At 57.5% G+C, this 16,935-nt stretch carries 13 protein-coding genes; 10 read left to right on the forward strand and 3 right to left on the reverse strand.

The genetic code is table 11. The features are described from left to right. Positions 1 to 225: 225 nt before the first annotated feature. From KHU29_RS06405 to KHU29_RS06430, 6 genes are all read left to right on the forward strand, one after another. Positions 226 to 1,983: an ABC transporter substrate-binding protein gene (locus tag KHU29_RS06405; protein ID WP_246541608.1), complete on the forward strand. Its 1,758-nt coding sequence runs from the start codon at positions 226 to 228 to the stop codon at positions 1,981 to 1,983. Positions 1,984 to 2,080: 97 nt separating this feature from the next. After that, positions 2,081 to 3,892 (forward strand): ABC transporter substrate-binding protein, encoded by a 1,812-nt coding sequence (locus KHU29_RS06410; RefSeq protein WP_211451990.1) that lies wholly within the window; start codon positions 2,081 to 2,083, stop codon positions 3,890 to 3,892. A gap of 100 nt (positions 3,893 to 3,992) precedes the next feature. Continuing rightward, complete coding sequence (locus tag KHU29_RS06415) at positions 3,993 to 6,008, forward strand: M3 family metallopeptidase (protein WP_246541610.1); 2,016 nt, start codon at positions 3,993 to 3,995, stop codon at positions 6,006 to 6,008. Between the two features lie 19 nt (positions 6,009 to 6,027). After that, positions 6,028 to 6,966, forward strand: coding sequence for an ABC transporter permease (locus KHU29_RS06420; RefSeq protein ID WP_211451994.1), 939 nt, complete (start codon positions 6,028 to 6,030; stop codon positions 6,964 to 6,966). 8 nt (positions 6,967 to 6,974) lie between these two features. Next, complete coding sequence (locus tag KHU29_RS06425) at positions 6,975 to 8,159, forward strand: ABC transporter permease (protein ID WP_246541613.1); 1,185 nt, start codon at positions 6,975 to 6,977, stop codon at positions 8,157 to 8,159. Positions 8,160 to 8,167: 8 nt separating this feature from the next. Next, positions 8,168 to 9,892 carry an ABC transporter ATP-binding protein gene (locus tag KHU29_RS06430; protein ID WP_211451996.1) on the forward strand — a complete coding sequence of 575 codons (1,725 nt, stop codon included), beginning with the start codon at positions 8,168 to 8,170 and terminating at the stop codon, positions 9,890 to 9,892. Between the two features lie 131 nt (positions 9,893 to 10,023). Here KHU29_RS06430 and KHU29_RS06435 read toward each other — a convergent pair whose 3' ends face one another. Next, on the reverse strand, positions 10,024 to 10,485 hold the full coding sequence (locus KHU29_RS06435; RefSeq protein ID WP_211451998.1) for a winged helix-turn-helix transcriptional regulator: 462 nt from the start codon (positions 10,483 to 10,485) through the stop codon (positions 10,024 to 10,026). A 180-nt stretch (positions 10,486 to 10,665) separates the two neighbouring features. Between KHU29_RS06435 and KHU29_RS06440 the strand changes: the two genes are divergently transcribed. The 3 genes from KHU29_RS06440 (at position 10,666) to KHU29_RS06450 (ending at position 13,576) form a co-directional block, all read left to right on the forward strand. Next, positions 10,666 to 11,910: an MFS transporter gene (locus tag KHU29_RS06440; RefSeq protein ID WP_211452195.1), complete on the forward strand. Its 1,245-nt coding sequence runs from the start codon at positions 10,666 to 10,668 to the stop codon at positions 11,908 to 11,910. Positions 11,911 to 11,976: 66 nt separating this feature from the next. Continuing rightward, complete coding sequence (locus KHU29_RS06445; protein WP_211452000.1) at positions 11,977 to 12,585, forward strand: LysE family translocator; 609 nt, start codon at positions 11,977 to 11,979, stop codon at positions 12,583 to 12,585. Positions 12,586 to 12,607: 22 nt separating this feature from the next. Beyond that, the gene (locus KHU29_RS06450) at positions 12,608 to 13,576 is read left to right on the forward strand and encodes an AraC family transcriptional regulator (protein ID WP_211452002.1); all 969 of its coding nucleotides are present in this window, start codon (positions 12,608 to 12,610) and stop codon (positions 13,574 to 13,576) included. 18 nt (positions 13,577 to 13,594) lie between these two features. On the opposite strand, the gene KHU29_RS06455 is transcribed toward KHU29_RS06450, so the two are convergent. Then, entirely contained in the window at positions 13,595 to 14,485 is an 891-nt protein-coding gene (locus tag KHU29_RS06455; protein WP_211452004.1) for a LysR substrate-binding domain-containing protein, read from the reverse strand. A 153-nt stretch (positions 14,486 to 14,638) separates the two neighbouring features. Between KHU29_RS06455 and KHU29_RS06460 the strand changes: the two genes are divergently transcribed. Continuing rightward, a complete protein-coding gene (locus KHU29_RS06460) occupies positions 14,639 to 15,922 on the forward strand; it encodes an MFS transporter (RefSeq protein WP_211452006.1) in 1,284 nt (427 codons plus the stop codon). A 147-nt stretch (positions 15,923 to 16,069) separates the two neighbouring features. On the opposite strand, the gene KHU29_RS06465 is transcribed toward KHU29_RS06460, so the two are convergent. Beyond that, entirely contained in the window at positions 16,070 to 16,825 is a 756-nt protein-coding gene (locus tag KHU29_RS06465) for a Mut7-C RNAse domain-containing protein (RefSeq protein ID WP_211452009.1), read from the reverse strand. Between the last annotated feature and the right edge of the window lie 110 nt (positions 16,826 to 16,935).

Here is a 16,935-nt window from a genome sequence, read left to right on the forward strand (position 1 = left end):
AAACGTACAGATTCAGATATTATTGAATTACCAAGTAAAAAGGTATTGATCACGCGTTCGCTTACCGGTGAATTAGCGCGATGTCATCGGAGATGACACTATTTTGTGCAGAAGATAAGCAATCTTAAGTGCATATAGAAAATAACCACCTGCTCAAAAGGCAACAAGAAAATGCTTCGAAAAATGTCGAATTCAGTCAGATTCAAAAAAATATTGCTAGCGCAAATGCTGGCCTTTACAGCATTCGCGGGCAGCGCCGCCGGTGCTCATGCCGGGACAAATCCAGCCGATCCTTCGAAAGTGATACGCACCGCATTTGAAGCTGCGGACGATGGCTTCGACATGGTGCGCACCCAGAATTTTTATTCAGGATGGGTCAGCGAAGTCATCTATGAAACCCTGCTTACCTACGACTACCTGGCACGACCAGCCAAGTTAGTGCCGGAGACGGTAGAGGCGATGCCGGAAATCAGCGAGGATGGCAAGACATATACCTTTCATCTAAAAAAAGGGATTTATTTCTCGCCCGACCCCGTTTTCAAAGGTGTGCGTAGAGAACTCATTGCCGCAGACTACATTTACACCTTCATGCGGGCCCTTGATCCGCAAAACCGGTCACCGCACGCCAGCTTCGTGACGGGTAAGATTGCCGGCCTCGACGATCTTGCCGAGCTAGCCAGAAAAACCGGGCATTTCAACTACGATGCATCGATAGCCGGATTACAGGCGCCTGACCGCTATACGTTAAAAGTCACCCTGAATGCCAAGGACTACAACTTCCTGAACGTAGTTGCCTATGCCGGCTTCGGCGCGGTGGCACGTGAAGTTGTCACTGCCTACGGCCAGCAAAGCGGTCAACATCCGGTCGGCACCGGACCTTATATGTTGGAAACGTATGTCCCGCGCAGCAAGATCGTACTGGCCGCCAATCCTGAGTATCGTGGCTACATCTGGGACTTCAAACCCTCTGCGGACGCTATCGACAAGCAAATCATCAAAGACATGCAGGGCAAGAAAATGCCCCAAGTCGGCCGAGTCGAGATCAGCATCATCGAAGAAAACCAATCGCGCTGGCTGGCATTCCAGGGGAAGCAAATCGATTTCGACAAAATGCCAGAGACCGCTGCCCCGACCGTGCTGGATGGCGACAAACTGAAACCAGAATATGCAGAGCAAGGTATACAGCTACAGCGCATCGTCGATGCAGGCATCACCTACAACATCTTGAATATGAAAGATCCGGTGATCGGAGGCTACAGCAACGATAAGATTGCACTTCGGCGCGCCATAGTAATGGCATATAACAATAAGGAAGAAGCCTCTTTATTGCGCAATGGCCAGGCCGTCAAACTCGAAATGCTGATTCCGCCAGGGGTAGGAGGCTATGATCCCAAATATCGCAGCAGCATCGACTACAACCCGGCATTAGCCAACAAGCTGCTCGATCACTTCGGCTATAAGCGCGGTGCCGACGGTTACCGCAATATGCCGGACGGTAAGCCACTGCTGTTGAAATACACCAGCAATCAAGGCGGGATCAACCAGGAAATGTCAGAGCTCTGGAAACGCGGCCTCGACCTGATCGGCATCCGGACCAAATTCATCGTCAGCAATTTTGCCGACAACCTGAAAGCCGCGACCTCTTGCGAATTGATGATGTGGGGCGCGGCCTGGAATGCCGATTATCCGGAAGCCGAGAATTTCCTGCAATTGCTGTACGGGCCGAATTCCGGCCACGGCAACCACGGCTGCTATCAATCGCCAGCCTTTGATGCTCTCTATGTCAAAGCCATGGCGCTGCCTTTCGGCCCTGAGCGCGATAAGGTCTACGAGCAAATGAACCGACAGTTCGAAGCCGACACCGCCTGGTCGCTGAACACCACCAGAATCCGCAATTGGCTGGTACGACCATGGGTCAAGGGTTTCAAAAAACACCCGATCCTGCACGCTGAATGGCAGTACATCGATGTCGAGAAACACTAATTCGCCCCCTATACGAAAATAGAACCCTGCTCCGGCAAGTGTGATCCGCCTGCCGCAGTTTCAATTTAGCTAGAGTTATTTGAAGGAGACAAATGGTATGAACTCGCTTTGGTTACGCGGGATATTGGTTGCCTGTTTAGCGTGCGCGCTGCCGATGAAAGCATCGGCAGCAACAACTGCAGCAGCGCCAATTTCCCCGGCAGATCCCGACAAGGTACTGCGCTTTGTTTTCGTGGCGCCTGAAACCGGTTTCGATCCGGCGGTTACGCGCGATTTGTATTCGCAGCTGGTCAATCAGTCGGTATTTGAAACACTGTTCGCCTATGAATACCTGGCGCGGCCAGCCAAGCTGATGCCATCTGCGGCCGCAGCACTGCCGGAAGTCAGCCCGGATGGCATGACCTATACCATCCGCCTGAAAAAAGGCGTCTACTTTGCCGATGATCCGGTCTTCAACGGCAAGAAGCGCGAACTGACCATGGCCGATTTCGTCTATTCGTGGAAACGCCTGTTCGATCCGCAACTGGCCTCGCCGCAAACCTGGCTGCTGGAAGGTAAAGTGGTCGGCCTCGACGAAGTGGCGGCGCAAGCCAAGAAAACCGGCCATTTCGATTACGACGCCAACGTCCCCGGCTTTGAATTGCTGGACCGCTATACCCTGCGGATCCACCTGAAACAACCTGACTTCAACCTCGGCATGATCCTGGCGCATCAACCGACGAGCGCAGTCGCCCGCGAAGTAATCGAAAAATATCGCGATGCGCAAGGCACCGTGATGGGACATCCGGTCGGCACCGGCCCCTACATATTGAGCCAATGGATACGCGGTTCGCGCATGGTGTTGACTGCCAATCCGGATTACCGCGGCTATACATGGGATTTCCAACCCAGCACCGACCCGGGCGATGCCGCTATCGTCGCCAAGATGAAGGGCAAGCGCATGCCGCAAATCGGCCGCGTGGAAATCAGCGTCATGGTGGAGGACCAGTCGCGTTTACTGGCGTTCGAAGGCGATGAAGTCGACATCACCGAATTGCAGGGTCCGCTGGCGCCGCAAGTCATGGCCGGCGGCAAGCTGAAGCCAGAGTTTGTAAAAAAAGGCGTGCAACTGTCGCGTATCGTCGACCCTGAAATCAGCTATTACTACTGGAATATGCAAGACCCGGTACTGGGCGGCATGAGCAAGGAAAAAATCGCCCTGCGCCGTGCCATCGCCATGGCCCATAACGTGCGCGAAGAAATCAAGGTAGTCTGGAACGACGAAGCGATCCCGCTTGAATATCCGATTCCGCCAGGCGTGGTCGGCTACGATCCGGATTACAAAAGCAGCATCCAGTATGAACCGGAAGTGGCCAACGCCTTGCTCGACAAGTTCGGCTACAAGATCGGCAAGGACGGCTATCGTACCCTGCCGGACGGCAAGCCTCTGACGGTCCGTTACTCCGCCCGCGCAGACTCCAACGGTCAGCAGCAATCGGAAATGTGGAAGAAAACCTACGACACCATCCACATTCGCATGGTCGGCGATCTGAAAACTTTCCCCGATCTGCTCAAGGCAGAAAAAGAGTGCCAGCTGCAAACCCGCACTGCACCATGGATTGCCGACTATCCGGACGGCGACAACTTCATGCAATTGTTCTACGGGCCTAATGTCGGCCAGAACAACAACGGCTGTAACAAGATCCCCGAATACGACGTGCTCTACGCTGCATCGCAGAAATTGCCGGCCGGCCCGGAACGCGACCTGTTGTATCACAAGATGACGCGTATCCTGGAAGTGGATGCGCCGATCCGTATCGGCTATGCCCGCTACCGCAACATGATCGCGCAACCGCGTGTGATCGGTTACAAAAAACACCCGGTCATGCCTACCGAATGGATGTATTTCGATATCGAAAAACGTAAATAGAAATGTAAACAAAAATACTACGGAGCGGAATCGCCCAGCGCCTTCCGCTCCCCGCTCCCACTAACCATCAACTATTACTAAGCCCTATTTGAGGAAATGCATGAAACCATCATCATTTTTCTTGCCGGTCACGACAGCGTTATTCACGCTGATGCTGAACCAGGCAGCCGCCCAGGATACGCAACGCCCACTGATTCCTTTGCTGAAAGCGGACGACGTCCCAACGCTGTGCAAGGACACCCTGACCAGCCTGCGCAAGCGCGTATCCATGTTAGAGAAATTACCGGCGGCCCGTGCCAAAGACAGCAAGAAAGTGCTGACCGAATGGAACGATCTGCAGATCGCCCTGGAAGACCTGCAAGGTCCGGTCGATATCCTCAACAATGTTTCGCCGGACGCCAAGGTACGCAGCACCACCGAAGCCTGCCTGATTGAAACCAATAAATTCGCTACCGATCTGCTGCAAAGCGAAAAACTGTACGCGCGCTTCAAAGCCATCCAGCCTGGCGATCCGATAGAGAAAAAACTGCGTCAGGACATCCTGTACAGCTTCGACGACACCGGCGTCTCGCTGCCCCCGGAAAAGCGCGCCAGGATGAAAGAGATCCTCGACAAGCTCGGTGAACTGAGCCAGGAATTCGCCCGTAACATCCGCGACAATAATCAGAAATTGACTTTCACTCCGGCAGAACTGCAAGGCATGCCGGCCGCCTACCTGGCCCGCGCCAAGCGCGACGACAAGGGTAACTACCTGCTCGGTTTCGACTACCCCGATTACAAGCCGTTCATGGAATCGGCGGATAACGGCGATGCGCGCCGCCGCTATCAGATCGCGTTCGCCAATCACGGTACGCCGAAGAATCCGGACATCCTGAAAGAAGCCATGAACCTGCGCCATGAAATGGCGGCCTTGTTCGGCCTGCCAAGTTATGCCGATCTGGTGACCCGTCGCCGCATGGTAAAAAATCCGCAAACCGTCGACAAATTCCTGACTGAAGTAAAAACCGCGGTCACACAGCTGGAAATCAAGGAAATCGAAGAACTGCGCGTATTCAAATCGGAAACCCTGAAGACGCCGCTGGCCGACACCAGGCTGGAACGCTGGGATGCCGAGTACTGGCAGCAGAAGATCAAACAAGCGCGTTACAACGTCGACCAGGAAGCCCTGCGCAAGTACTTCCCTACCGAGGCCGCAGTGCCGTGGATCCTGCATGTTTCCAGCACTCTGTATGGCGTCGAATTCAAACGCGTTGAAGTACCGGTCTGGGATCCTGAAGTCCAGTACTACGACGTTATCGACAGCAAGAGCAAAACACGTATTGCCGGCATCTATCTCGACCTGTTCCCGCGTGAAGGCAAATACGGCCACGCCGCCGCCTGGGGCACCCGTGGCGTCAGCACCCTGGCCCACCGCACGCCGGTTTCAACGCTGGTGACCAATTTCGATCGCAACGGTTTGAACAGCGACGAACTGGAAACCCTGGTCCATGAATTCGGCCACGTCTTGCATGGCGTGCTGTCGAACACCAAATATGTCGCCCAGGCCGGTACCAACGTCGAGCTCGATTTTGTCGAAGCGCCATCGCAGATGTATGAGGAATGGGCGCGCCGTAAAGAGTCGCTGACCTTGCTGGCCGGTTTCTGCAAGACTGCCTGCCCAACCATCGACGACGCTCTGCTGCAACGCCTGACCGCGGCGCACAACTATGGCCGCGGCATACGCTATGCACGTCAGTTGCTGTACGCGAGCTATGACATGACCATCCATAACGACAAGGCTGGCCAGGAACAACCGCTGGCAGTCTGGCAACAAATGGAAGGCGCCACGCCATTGGGCTATGTGCCCGGCACCGAATTCCCCGGCCAGTTCGGCCATCTGATGGGCGGCTACGCAGCCGGTTACTATGGCTACATGTGGTCGGAAGTACTGGCGCTGGACATGCTCTCGCGTTATAACGACAAACTGATGAACCCGGAAGTCGGTCATCTGTATCGCCAGGACATCCTGTCGCGCGGAGCTGAAAAGCCGGCGGGCGAGATGGTCAGCACATTCCTCGGCCGCGAGCCTAACAGCAAGGCATTTTTTGCCGAAATTTCGGGCCAACGCCTGCATTGAGCCAGATTAAGGAACCATCATGACCGCTTATATCCTGCGACGCCTCTGGCAAATGCTGCCGACCATGCTCGGCGTCATCGTACTTGTATTTTTCCTGTTCAACTGGGTCGGTGGCGACCCGGCCTATATCCTGGCCGGGAAGATGTCGAACCCGCAACAGATCGCCAACATCCGTACCCAGCTGGGCATCGACCAGCCGTACTACATCCAGCTCTGGATCTTCATCAAGCAGATCGTTACGTTCAACTTCGGCACCAGCTGGAGTACCGGCGAATCGGTGGCCAACGTCATCCTGACCCGTCTCGGGCCATCCATGACGGTGCTGATTCCGCTGACTATCCTGGAAACCTTGATCGCCGTGGCACTGGCGCTGGCCGTAGCTTTCGTACGCGGCTCCAAGACCGACCGCGCGGTGATGGTGGCTTGTACCGTCGGCATGTCGATCAGTATCCTGGTCTACATCATCCTGTTCCAATACTGGTTCGCCTACAAACTGAGCTTGTTCCCGGTGCAAGGCTGGGGCAACAGTTTTGCTGAAAACCTGTTCCACTACTCGGCCCTGCCGATCCTGATCATGCTGGCGGTGAGTATCGCCCCTAGCCTGCGTCTGTACCGCACCTTTGTGCTGGACGAAGTCAACCAGGACTATGTCCGCACCGCGCGCGCCAAGGGCGTCAAGGAACGCCGCATCCTGTGGGTGCACGTGTTGCGCAATGCCGCGATTCCTATCATCACCAACGTCATGTCGAACTTGCCGGCGCTGTTGATCGGCGCATTCCTGATCGAGCGCTTCTTCTCGATTCCAGGTATCGGCCGCGAAGTCATCCTGGCGGTTGAGCGTAGCGATTTCCCGGTGATCAAGGCGATCACGATTTATGTCGCCGCCGCCACCATGATATTCAACCTGTTGACTGACTTGCTGTACCAAGCCGTCGACCCACGCGTTCAACTGAAGTAGGAGCCGCCATGACTCAAAGTATCCACCAGGCCCCTACCCAAGCGGCGCCTGCAGCAACCACCGTAACCCTGGCCACCGGGCCCGGCGCGACACACTCTCCTGGCCTGTGGGCTCTGGCCTGGCGCCGCCTGCGCGCCGATCATGTCGCCATGCTTGCCCTCGCCGTCGTCGGCCTGTACCTGGTCATGCTGGCGCTGTCGGCCAGCGGCCTGATCGCCAGCGACTGGTCGAAGGAAGTCGGCGTCAACTACGCGCCGCCTACCTTCATTGGTGCGCAAACCGAAGCCGAGCGCGGCTTCAACGACAACGATGCCGTGGTTGAAGCGCCACCGCCGGAAAATCCGGTCGATCCGCTGCGCGACATCCTGCGCGATTTGCGCAAGAGCGGTACCGCGGCAACTACGCCACCGGTGATTGCCAATGACTATGGCATCGCCGATCCGCTGGCGACAGAGATGGCTGAAATCCGCGCCGAGCTGGCTAAAAAAGGTGGCAGCGAAACATTGATCCGCAAACCGACGCTGCCGTTCGGCGCCGATAAATGGGGTCACGACATCATCAAGAAAACCATCAAGGGCGCTGAAACCTCGATCATCGTCGGTCTGGTTGCTGCGCTGCTGGCGGTTGCCTTGGGCACCATCTTCGGCGCGGCCTCCGGCTACTTCGGCGGCTGGGTCGATGACGCGTTCAACTGGTTCTACAGCATCTTCACCTCCATCCCTTATCTGCTGCTGATCCTGGCGGTGGCCGCGGTACTCCAGCAAAAAGGCGTGACAGCGATCGTGCTGATTCTTGGCCTTACCGGCTGGACCGGCACCTATCGCCTGATCCGCGCCGAATACATGAAGCACAAAACGCGTGAATACGTGATGGCGGCAGATGCGATCGGCGCCAGCCACTGGAGCAAGATGTTCGGTCATATTTTCCCTAACGTCAGCCATGTGTCGCTGGTGCAGCTGTCGATCTCGGTGGTCGGCTTCATCAAGTCGGAAGTGATCTTGAGCTTCCTCGGTTTCGGCGTGCCGGTCGGCGTCGTGTCCTGGGGCAGCATGCTGAACGAAGCACAAAACGAATTAATTCTGGGTAAGTGGTGGCAGCTGGCAGCTGCAAGTATCGCCATGGCGATCCTGGTAACGGCGTTCTCGCTGTTCACCGATGCGCTGCGCGACGCCCTTGATCCGAAGCTGAAATAGGAGACATCATGGATTCGACTAGCCACAACCATCCAGCGGACAACGGCGAACAACCGTTGTTGCGCGTACGCGATCTGCGCGTCAGTTTTCGCACCGATAAAAAAACCATGGTGGAAACCGTCAAAGGGATTTCCTTTGATATTCCACGCAACACCACCGTCGCCCTGGTGGGCGAATCAGGCAGCGGAAAATCGGTCAGCTCGCTGGCCGTGATGGGCTTGCTGCCCAAGGAAAATTCCAGCATTGCCGCCACCAGCGTGATCGAGTTTGAAGGCCGTAACTTGCTGACCATGTCGCCCGACGAACGGCGCGACATGTGCGGTAAGGAAATCTCCATGATTTTCCAGGAACCGATGACATCGCTCAATCCGGTGTTCACCGTCGGTTTCCAGATTGCCGAAGTGCTGCAGCTGCACATGGGCATGAACGCCAAGCAGGCCCGCGCACGCGCGATCGCCTTGCTGGAGGAAGTCGGGATTCCATCGCCGGCAACCAAGGTCGATGCCTACCCGAGCCAGATGTCAGGTGGCCAGCAACAGCGCGTGATGATTGCCATGGCGATCGCCTGCGAACCAAAATTGCTGATTGCCGATGAACCGACTACCGCGCTCGACGTCACGATCCAGAAGCAGATCATCGACCTGATCGAAGCCTTGCGCAAACGTCACAAGATGTCGGTATTGTTCATCACCCATGACCTGGCGCTGGTCGGCGAAATCGCTGACCAGGTGATCGTCATGCGCCACGGTGAAGTACGCGAAAACGGCGACGTCCGGCAAATCTTTGAAGCACCGCAAGACCCGTACACCAAAGCCCTGCTGATGTGCCGCCCTTCGCTCGATACCCGCCCTTGGCGCTTGCCGGTCATCAGCGACTACATGAACGGCCACAACGGCGCCGACCTGGATTTACGGGAACGCAGCCGCGGTTGCAGCGGCCAGGAAGACATCCTGCTGGACGTACGCAATCTGGGCAAGAGCTTCTATTTCCGCGAAGGCTTGTTTGGCCGCAAGGAATTCAAAGCGGTGCAGGATGTGTCGTTCAAGCTGGCGCGCGGCAAAACCTTGGGCGTGGTGGGTGAATCCGGTTCCGGCAAGACCACCGTCGGCCTGACCCTGATGCGCCTGCATCAAGCCACTGCGGGACAGGCGCTGTTTGAAGGCAAGGACATCATCGGCATGTCCAACCATGATTTCATGTCTTACAAGCGGCGCATCCAGATCATTTTCCAGAATCCGTACGCTTCGCTCAACCCGCGCTTCACCATCGGCCAGATCCTGCTGGAGCCGATGCGCATCCACCAGATCGGCAGCGACGACAACGAGCGTACCGAGATGGCCATGCAGCTGTTGCAAAAAGTGGGTCTGCCACCGCAGGCTTACCACCGCTATCCGCATGAATTCTCCGGCGGCCAGCGGCAGCGGATTGCGATTGCCCGTTGCCTGACATTACGTCCTGAAATCCTGGTGTGCGACGAATCTGTATCGGCACTGGACGTCTCGGTGCAGGCGCAAGTCTTGAATCTGCTGCAAGACTTGCAGGAAGAGTTCGGCATGAGCTACATCTTTATCTCGCATGATCTGTCGGTAGTGAAATACCTGGCCGACCAGGTGATGGTGATGCATCAGGGTAAAGTGGTGGAACTGGCCAACTCGGATGAGCTGTACCATAACCCGATCCATCCTTACACCCGCCAGTTGCTGAGCGCGATTCCACGCGGTTTGCAGAACTAAAAAGCCGGCAACTGCCTGCACCTTAAAAACGGAGTACAGCGAGCGCCGCAAGCGCGACCTGTACTCCGTTCTCGTTTACGTCATGTCATATAGCTGGCATTTACCAAAGGCGGCGCTTCGAAAAAACGGTATCAACTCTCCTGTTTGCTATCGACCTTGCGCACCACCGTATCCGCAGGCCCCAGCAAGTGCCCCTCACACGAACGCAGTTCGATTTTCTGCACGGGCTTGCCGCTCGCGCTTTCCAGCATGCGGGAAAAGGCCTCACCTTTACCGAACAAGTATTTTTCACCCCACTGCCGCAAGCCAACCACTACGGTAAACAAACCCTCGCCTTTAGCGCTTAACAGATATTCCTGGTAAGCGGTGCCGTCAGAGGCCGGGGCAACTTTAAGAATGCCTTCCGCGACCAGGGTCTGCAAACGGTCGGCCAGAATATTGCGCGCCACTCCCAGACTCTTCTGGAATTCACCGAAACGACGCATGCCGTCGAATGCATCGCGGATGATCAGCAGCGACCAGCGGTCGCCGATGACATCCAGCGAACGAGCTACCGGGCAGCTATCGCTTTTCAAACTCTTTCTCTTGGCCATGTTCTTCCTTAATCAGGACTCGTTGCTCCGGGTATGCTGCAGATTCTAGTTGCATTTTAAAACCAGAAAATCTAAACTTCAACTAGTTTTATTTTGAAACTAGCCCTAGAAAGGAACCCTATCATGGCGAATCATCAACATTGCCGAATTCCCTATCCACAGGGCGGCCCTGAATTGAATATGGCGGAAAGCCGGGTTGTCGACCAGGCAGCGGCCGTCTCGCCGGTTCTCAGCAAGGGACTAGTGCTGCTGTTTGCGATCACCTGCGCCTTGAGTGTGGCCAACGTCTACTATGCGCAACCGCTGCTGGATGCCCTGGCTGCAGACTTCGGTTTCAGCCAGGCCACGATCGGCATTGTCTTCACCGCTACCCAGGTTGGCTGTGCGCTGGCCTTGTTGTTCGTGGTGCCCTTGGGTGACCTGATGAATCGGCGACGCCTGACCATGGCGCAATTGTGCTTGCTGTGCACGGCATTGATTGCGGTGGGCATGGCATCGTCTCCGGCTGCCCTGTTGGTTGGCATGCTAGGTGTTGGCCTGCTCGGCACAGCCATGACGCAGGGATTGATCGCCTATGCGGCAAGTGCCGCCGCCCCCGCCGAGCGCGGCCGCGTAGTCGGCGTGGCGCAAGGCGGCGTGGTGATCGGGCTACTGCTGGCGCGTACCGTGGCAGGTTGGGTGGCGGATCTGTCCGGCTGGCGCGCTGTTTATTTCGTATCGGCTGCGATGGCGCTGCTGATGCTGGTTGTTTTATCGCGCCTGCTGCCGGCCCAGGCGCCGCCGACCGAGCGCATCTCTTATTTGAAACTGCTGGGCTCGATGTTCACCATGCTGGCAAACGAACGCGTGCTGCAAATCCGAGGAGTGATTGCGATGTTGATGTTTGCCGCTTTCAGCATCTTCTGGAGTGCACTGGTATTGCCTTTGAGCGCCGCGCCCTATTCTTTCTCGCATACCGTGATCGGCTCGTTCGGGCTGGTCGGCGTACTCGGTGCGCTGGCGGCAGCCCGCGCCGGGCACTGGGCCGATCGTGGCCGTGGCCAACGCACCACCGGCTTGGCGCTGATGCTACTGCTGTTGTCGTGGCTGGCGCTGGCGTTGATGCCCTGCAGTCTGTGGGCGCTGGTGCTTGGCATCGTATTGCTGGATCTGGGCGGGCAAGCGATACACGTCACCAACCAGAGCATGATTTTCAAAACACAGCCCGCCGCGCACAGCCGATTGGTCGCCTGCTACATGTTTTTTTATACGGTCGGCAGCGGCCTTGGCGCAATCGCCTCGACTGGTGTCTATGCCGCCGCCCGATGGAACGGTGTTTGCCTGCTCGGCGCCGCAGTCAGCTTACTGGCGTTGGTGTTCTGGGGACTGACCTTACGCCACATGCCGCAGGCGCCTGCCGATGAATCAGAAAGCAGTAGCGCATAGGGATGCCACGGACTAATATTGCGGCCAGGACAAGGATTAAATATAGAATCGGCTATAGGATCGGACATGATGCAGTACCTCATCTTTTTGCTAGCTTTTACGGCCTCTGCAGCATTACCCGGACCGGAAATCGCCGCCCTGCTTTCACGCTCCATTTCCGGCGGGCTCAAGGCCAGCCTGCCGCTGGCGATCGGCATCATTATCGGCAAGCTGCTGATGCTGACGGCCGCCGTGATCGGGCTGACCGCCCTATTGGCAATCCTTGGCCCCGCCTTCGTTGCGCTTAAGTACATTGGCGCGGCTTATCTGCTCTGGCTGGGTATCAAGAAGTGGCGCAAAGCCAGCGCCGCGCTTGCTGCTGAGACTCCTGCTCCCGCTGCCAGCCTGGGTATCGAGATCGGACTGGGCCTGGCGATGACCGTCACCAACCCGCTTGCCATCGCTTTTTATATGGCCTTGCTGCCAGGCGTGATTAACGTTTCCGGGATCACGCTGTCCAGTTATCTGATCATATGTTCCATCATCGTTGGCGTGATGTGCGCAGTGGTGCTCGGTTATGGCCTGGTCGGCGAGCTTGCGCGCAAGATGTTTCGTTCTTCACGCGCCAAAGCCAACGTCGAACGCGCCTCGGGCGCGATGATGATCGGCGTCGGCGTCATGCTGGCGACGCGTTGATCCAGCGCCTGCCTGGAACATCATGACATCGCAAGAAAACCAGGCCGCCTATGCCCGGCGCATGCACCGGGTGCTTGAATATATCGACCTGCATCTGGATCAGGTGCTTGAGCTGAATACCTTGGCGGAAGTCGCCCATTTTTCTGCGTTTCATTTTCACCGCCTGTTCTCGGCCTGGATGGGCGAAACCTTCGGCGATTACCTGCGCCGGCGCCGGCTGGAAGTGGCGGCGTTGCGACTGATCGCCCAACCCGTAGTGCCAGTGCTGGAAATCGCCCTGTCGGTAGGTTTCGGTTCGACCGAAGCGTTCGCGCGCGCCTTCAAGACCAGGTTCGGCTGCACCGCCACCGAGTGGCGCCAGGGAGAGGCGGATCGTTGGGCCTCCCAGCTTGAAGCAAGTCATGACAAGCCATCGGGCCAAGACAGCAATCCCGGTCAGTTGCATGGCAAGGAGGATCAGGAAACCAACCAGCGCCTGGGCCATCATGGAAACTCCCAACCAGCCACCAAGGAGATTCCCATGAAAGTCAAAATCATCGAGCGGCAGCCAGCCAAAGTCGCCTACCTGCGCTACATCGGGCCATACGGCCAGCCCATTTCTGAGTTCTGGATCGAAACCGTCAGCCCCTGGATGGAAACCAACAATCTGTTCGGCCGCCCTCGCTACGGTATCAGCCACAACGATCCGGCGATTACCAGTTCAGAAAAATGCCGCTACGATGCGGGCGTTGAAGTGCCATCGGATTTTGTTGCCAGCGGCCGGTCATTTATCACCACCATTCCCGGCGGCAGTTATGCAGTGACCCGTTATGTCGGCAACGGCCGCGATATCGGCGATTCCTGGACCCGGCTGCTACGCGACTGGCTGCCAGCCAGCGGCATGCAGCTCGATGCCCGGCCATTCTTCGAGTACTACCCGACAGACGCCGCCTGTGATCCGCAAATCGGCGCATTCGAGTGCGATCTTTGCATCCCGGTGGTGCCGCTTTAAAACATGGGGATTGGCGCGTCAGGCAGCAGCAATCCGCCGGATGGTTTCGTGCACCGCCTGCAGCAGCAACTCCTCCAGACGATTCACCGCCGGCCCCGCCACCGTTTGCGCACGATACAAAGACAAGCCGATTTGCGGTAGCACCGGTAAGCCGGTCTCTTGCGGATTGATGATACGCAAGCTGGCCGGCAAGCCGATCGGCGTGCGTACAGTCACGCCGAGCCCTGCCGCCGAGGCAGCCCACAGAGCAGACAGGCTGGCGCTGGTGAATGCGTGACGCCAGGTGATCCCGGCCGAGTCCAGCGCAGTTTCAGCGAGATCCCGTAGCAGGCAAGGCGCATCCAGCAGGACCAAAGACAACGGCGAAGTGACCGGCCCGGCTACATCCTGGGCCGGCCCGATCCAGCATAGAGGCAGATCGGCGACTCGCTCGCCATTCAATGCCGGCGTGCCGCCTTCCCATATCAGCGCCAGATCGATGCGTCCCAAAGTCGCGCGCTCGCGCAACTCCGTACTGCGCGCGACACAAACTTCGACACGTACCTTCGGATGCGCCCGCATGAAACGGCCAAGCACGTCCGACAACAGCGCTTCGCCGAAGTCTTCCTGCAAACCCAGTTTCACCTCCCCTTCCAGCTCGACGCCACGCACCGCGCTCGCGGTTTCATCGTTGAGATCCAACAAGCGGCGCGCGTAACCCAGCAGCGTCTGGCCGGCCTCGGTTAAGGCCAGGCCGCGCCCGGCTTTGCGAAAGATCGGCGCACCGGCCTGTTCTTCGAGTTTTTTCAGCTGCGCGCTCACAGCTGAAGTGGATCGGCCCAGGCGATCCGCGGCCTTGGCGTAGCTGCCCAGGTCGATGCCAGTGGTGAAGGTGCGCAATACGTCGATGTCAAAGCTGATTTGCCGCATGACAACCATCCTGTTTTTCAAAACAATCAATTCGAAACTATCTGATATTCAAAAGTATCACGCAAAGCGATACTTGCCGCAAGGGCTTAAACCAAAGCTTGTGATTGCCGCTCTTATTCCATAGGCAGCCCATCCCGTCACAGGAGAAATTCAATGTCTCAATCTGCTGCTTTTACCAATAATCGCCGCCATCGCTGGAAAGTCCTGGGCGTGGGCGTTGCGGCCAACGCTAGTTTTTCGGCAGCTTTCAGTGGCATTCCGACAACTGCGATCTTGATACGTTCTGGTTATCATTTGAGCAATGCCGAACTTGGCCTGGTGTTGGGCTTGATGGGGCTCGGTATCGCAATAAGCGAATTGCCGTGGGGTTTGCTGACCGATCGCTGGGGCGACCGTCCGGTGCTATTGTCCGGCCTCGCTACAACAGCTGTGGCACTGGCGCTGATGGCCATGTTCGCTGCGCCGACTCCCGGCTATGTGCCTGGCCTGCCGCTGCTGGCGGCCGGCTTGTTGCTGGTCGGCCTGCTTGGCGGCAGCGTCAACGGTTCCAGCGGCCGTGCGGTGATGACCTGGTTCGGCGAAGGCGAACGCGGAATGGCGATGAGCATACGCCAAACCGCAGTGCCTCTGGGCGGTGCTGCCGGCGCGCTAATCTTGCCGTCGCTGGCTACCCATTTCGGCTTTGCCTCGGTATACGGCGTGCTCGCTCTGTTCTGCGGCGTGACGTTGTTCTTCACGTGGCTTTGGTTACATGACCCGGCCGCAACCGCAGCAGATAAAGCACGTGTGAGCCACACCGTTTTGTCGTCATCGCCTGCGCCATTGAAGGATCGCCAGCTATGGCGCATTGTCGCCGCGATCGGTATCTTGTGTGCGCCGCAGTTTGCGATACTGTCCTTCGGCACGGTGTTCCTGCACGATTTCAGCCACGCCGGCATTGCCGCCATCACCGCCTCCATGGCAGCGCTGCAATGCGGCGCCATGGTCATGCGCGTATGGAGCGGCCGCTGGACGGACCGTAATCGTAACCGGCGCGAATTCCTGCGCTTCTGCACCATCACCAGCGCGATTGCCTTCGCCGCGCTGGCTGCACTGGTAACGCTGGCCGGCCAGTTGCCGACAGTCGGCCCGGCCATGGCAACGCTGCTGATCGTCATGCTGGTGCTGACCGGGGTCAGTGTCTCAGCCTGGCACGGTGTCGCCTATACCGAACTGGCGACGATCGCCGGCGCACGCAACGCCGGCACTGCGCTTGGCATGGCAAATACAAGTGTGTTCGTGATGTGCTTCCTGACACCGCTGGCGATTCCGCACATCCTCACTATCGGCAACTGGCCAGCCGTGTGGCTGATCGGGAGTGTTTGTGCGCTGATTGCGTTGCAGTTTTTTCCTAAGCCAGTACAAGCGACGATTGTTTGCAGGCGAGAGGCGTTTTAGCCGCTTCGTGGGGTGGGCACGATGTACCCACCCTACTGCTGCTCCGCCGCACCGGCTTGCTTTACTTTCGCGCAACCGCCGGAAAGCCGGCTCGCCAGGGGCGCTTGCTTTGCTTGTTACGACAAGGTAGACGATGGTGTCCGCAAGTCAAGGATCAGAATCTCTCTTCACCATGAGCTCGGCTAGCAACGCTTGCATGCTTCGCCAGTGCGTCCCTTCCCAGAACACACGCTGGCAAAGATCGCAGGTGCTGAAGCGTTCGAAATGCGCGCGTACCTTTGGCGGCAACCGCTCTTCCACCAGTGCTTTGTCGATGCTCCGCAAAGGAACGTTGCACTGCAGGCACAACGTGAAGGGCCGCGCGCTGCGGGCCAGGTCCAGACGCTCGAAGATTTCCTTAAGCTGCTGTGTCGACTTGAGCGCGTGCACATAGCAGCCATGCGTGATGATGCGGCGCTTGAGGAGTTCACGATCGCGGGTGAGCACGATCCGCGCCTCCTTTTCCGCGATGGAAGCGATCGCGCTGTCGAGGAAATTATTGTCGTAGAGTGTGTCGAAGCCAGCCATGCGCAGCAGATGAGCCAGGCCACCCAGATGCGCGTCGGCGATGAAGCGGTTTGTGCGCAGTGGCTGGTCGCGCACGCGTAACAATGGGGTGATATCAAGTGCTTCGAATTTGGGGTAAACAGAAACGCGGTCGCCGTCCCGCAGCAGCCGGTCGAAACCGACAGTCTCGCCATTGACCAGCACCAGTTCGACCTCGGTGTGCGGCACGCCAAGCACCTCGATCATGTGCTTGGCGGTAGCAGCACGCACACACACTGCATCGAACGCACGCTTGCGCCGTTCGCTGGGCAGGAACGCATTTAATTCCTCGTAGAAACGAAATGTTGCGGTAACCATGGCGCGCTTCCATTCGTACCCACAATCATAGATGAATTCGCAGGCTAGTCACGGTATGGCGCTTTCCTAGGCAACATTCGACACTGACTTCGCTCCAGAAATTTAAATGG

Source organism: Collimonas antrihumi (assembly GCF_018304965.1).
In the GTDB taxonomy this organism is placed as follows: domain Bacteria; phylum Pseudomonadota; class Gammaproteobacteria; order Burkholderiales; family Burkholderiaceae_D; genus Collimonas; species Collimonas antrihumi.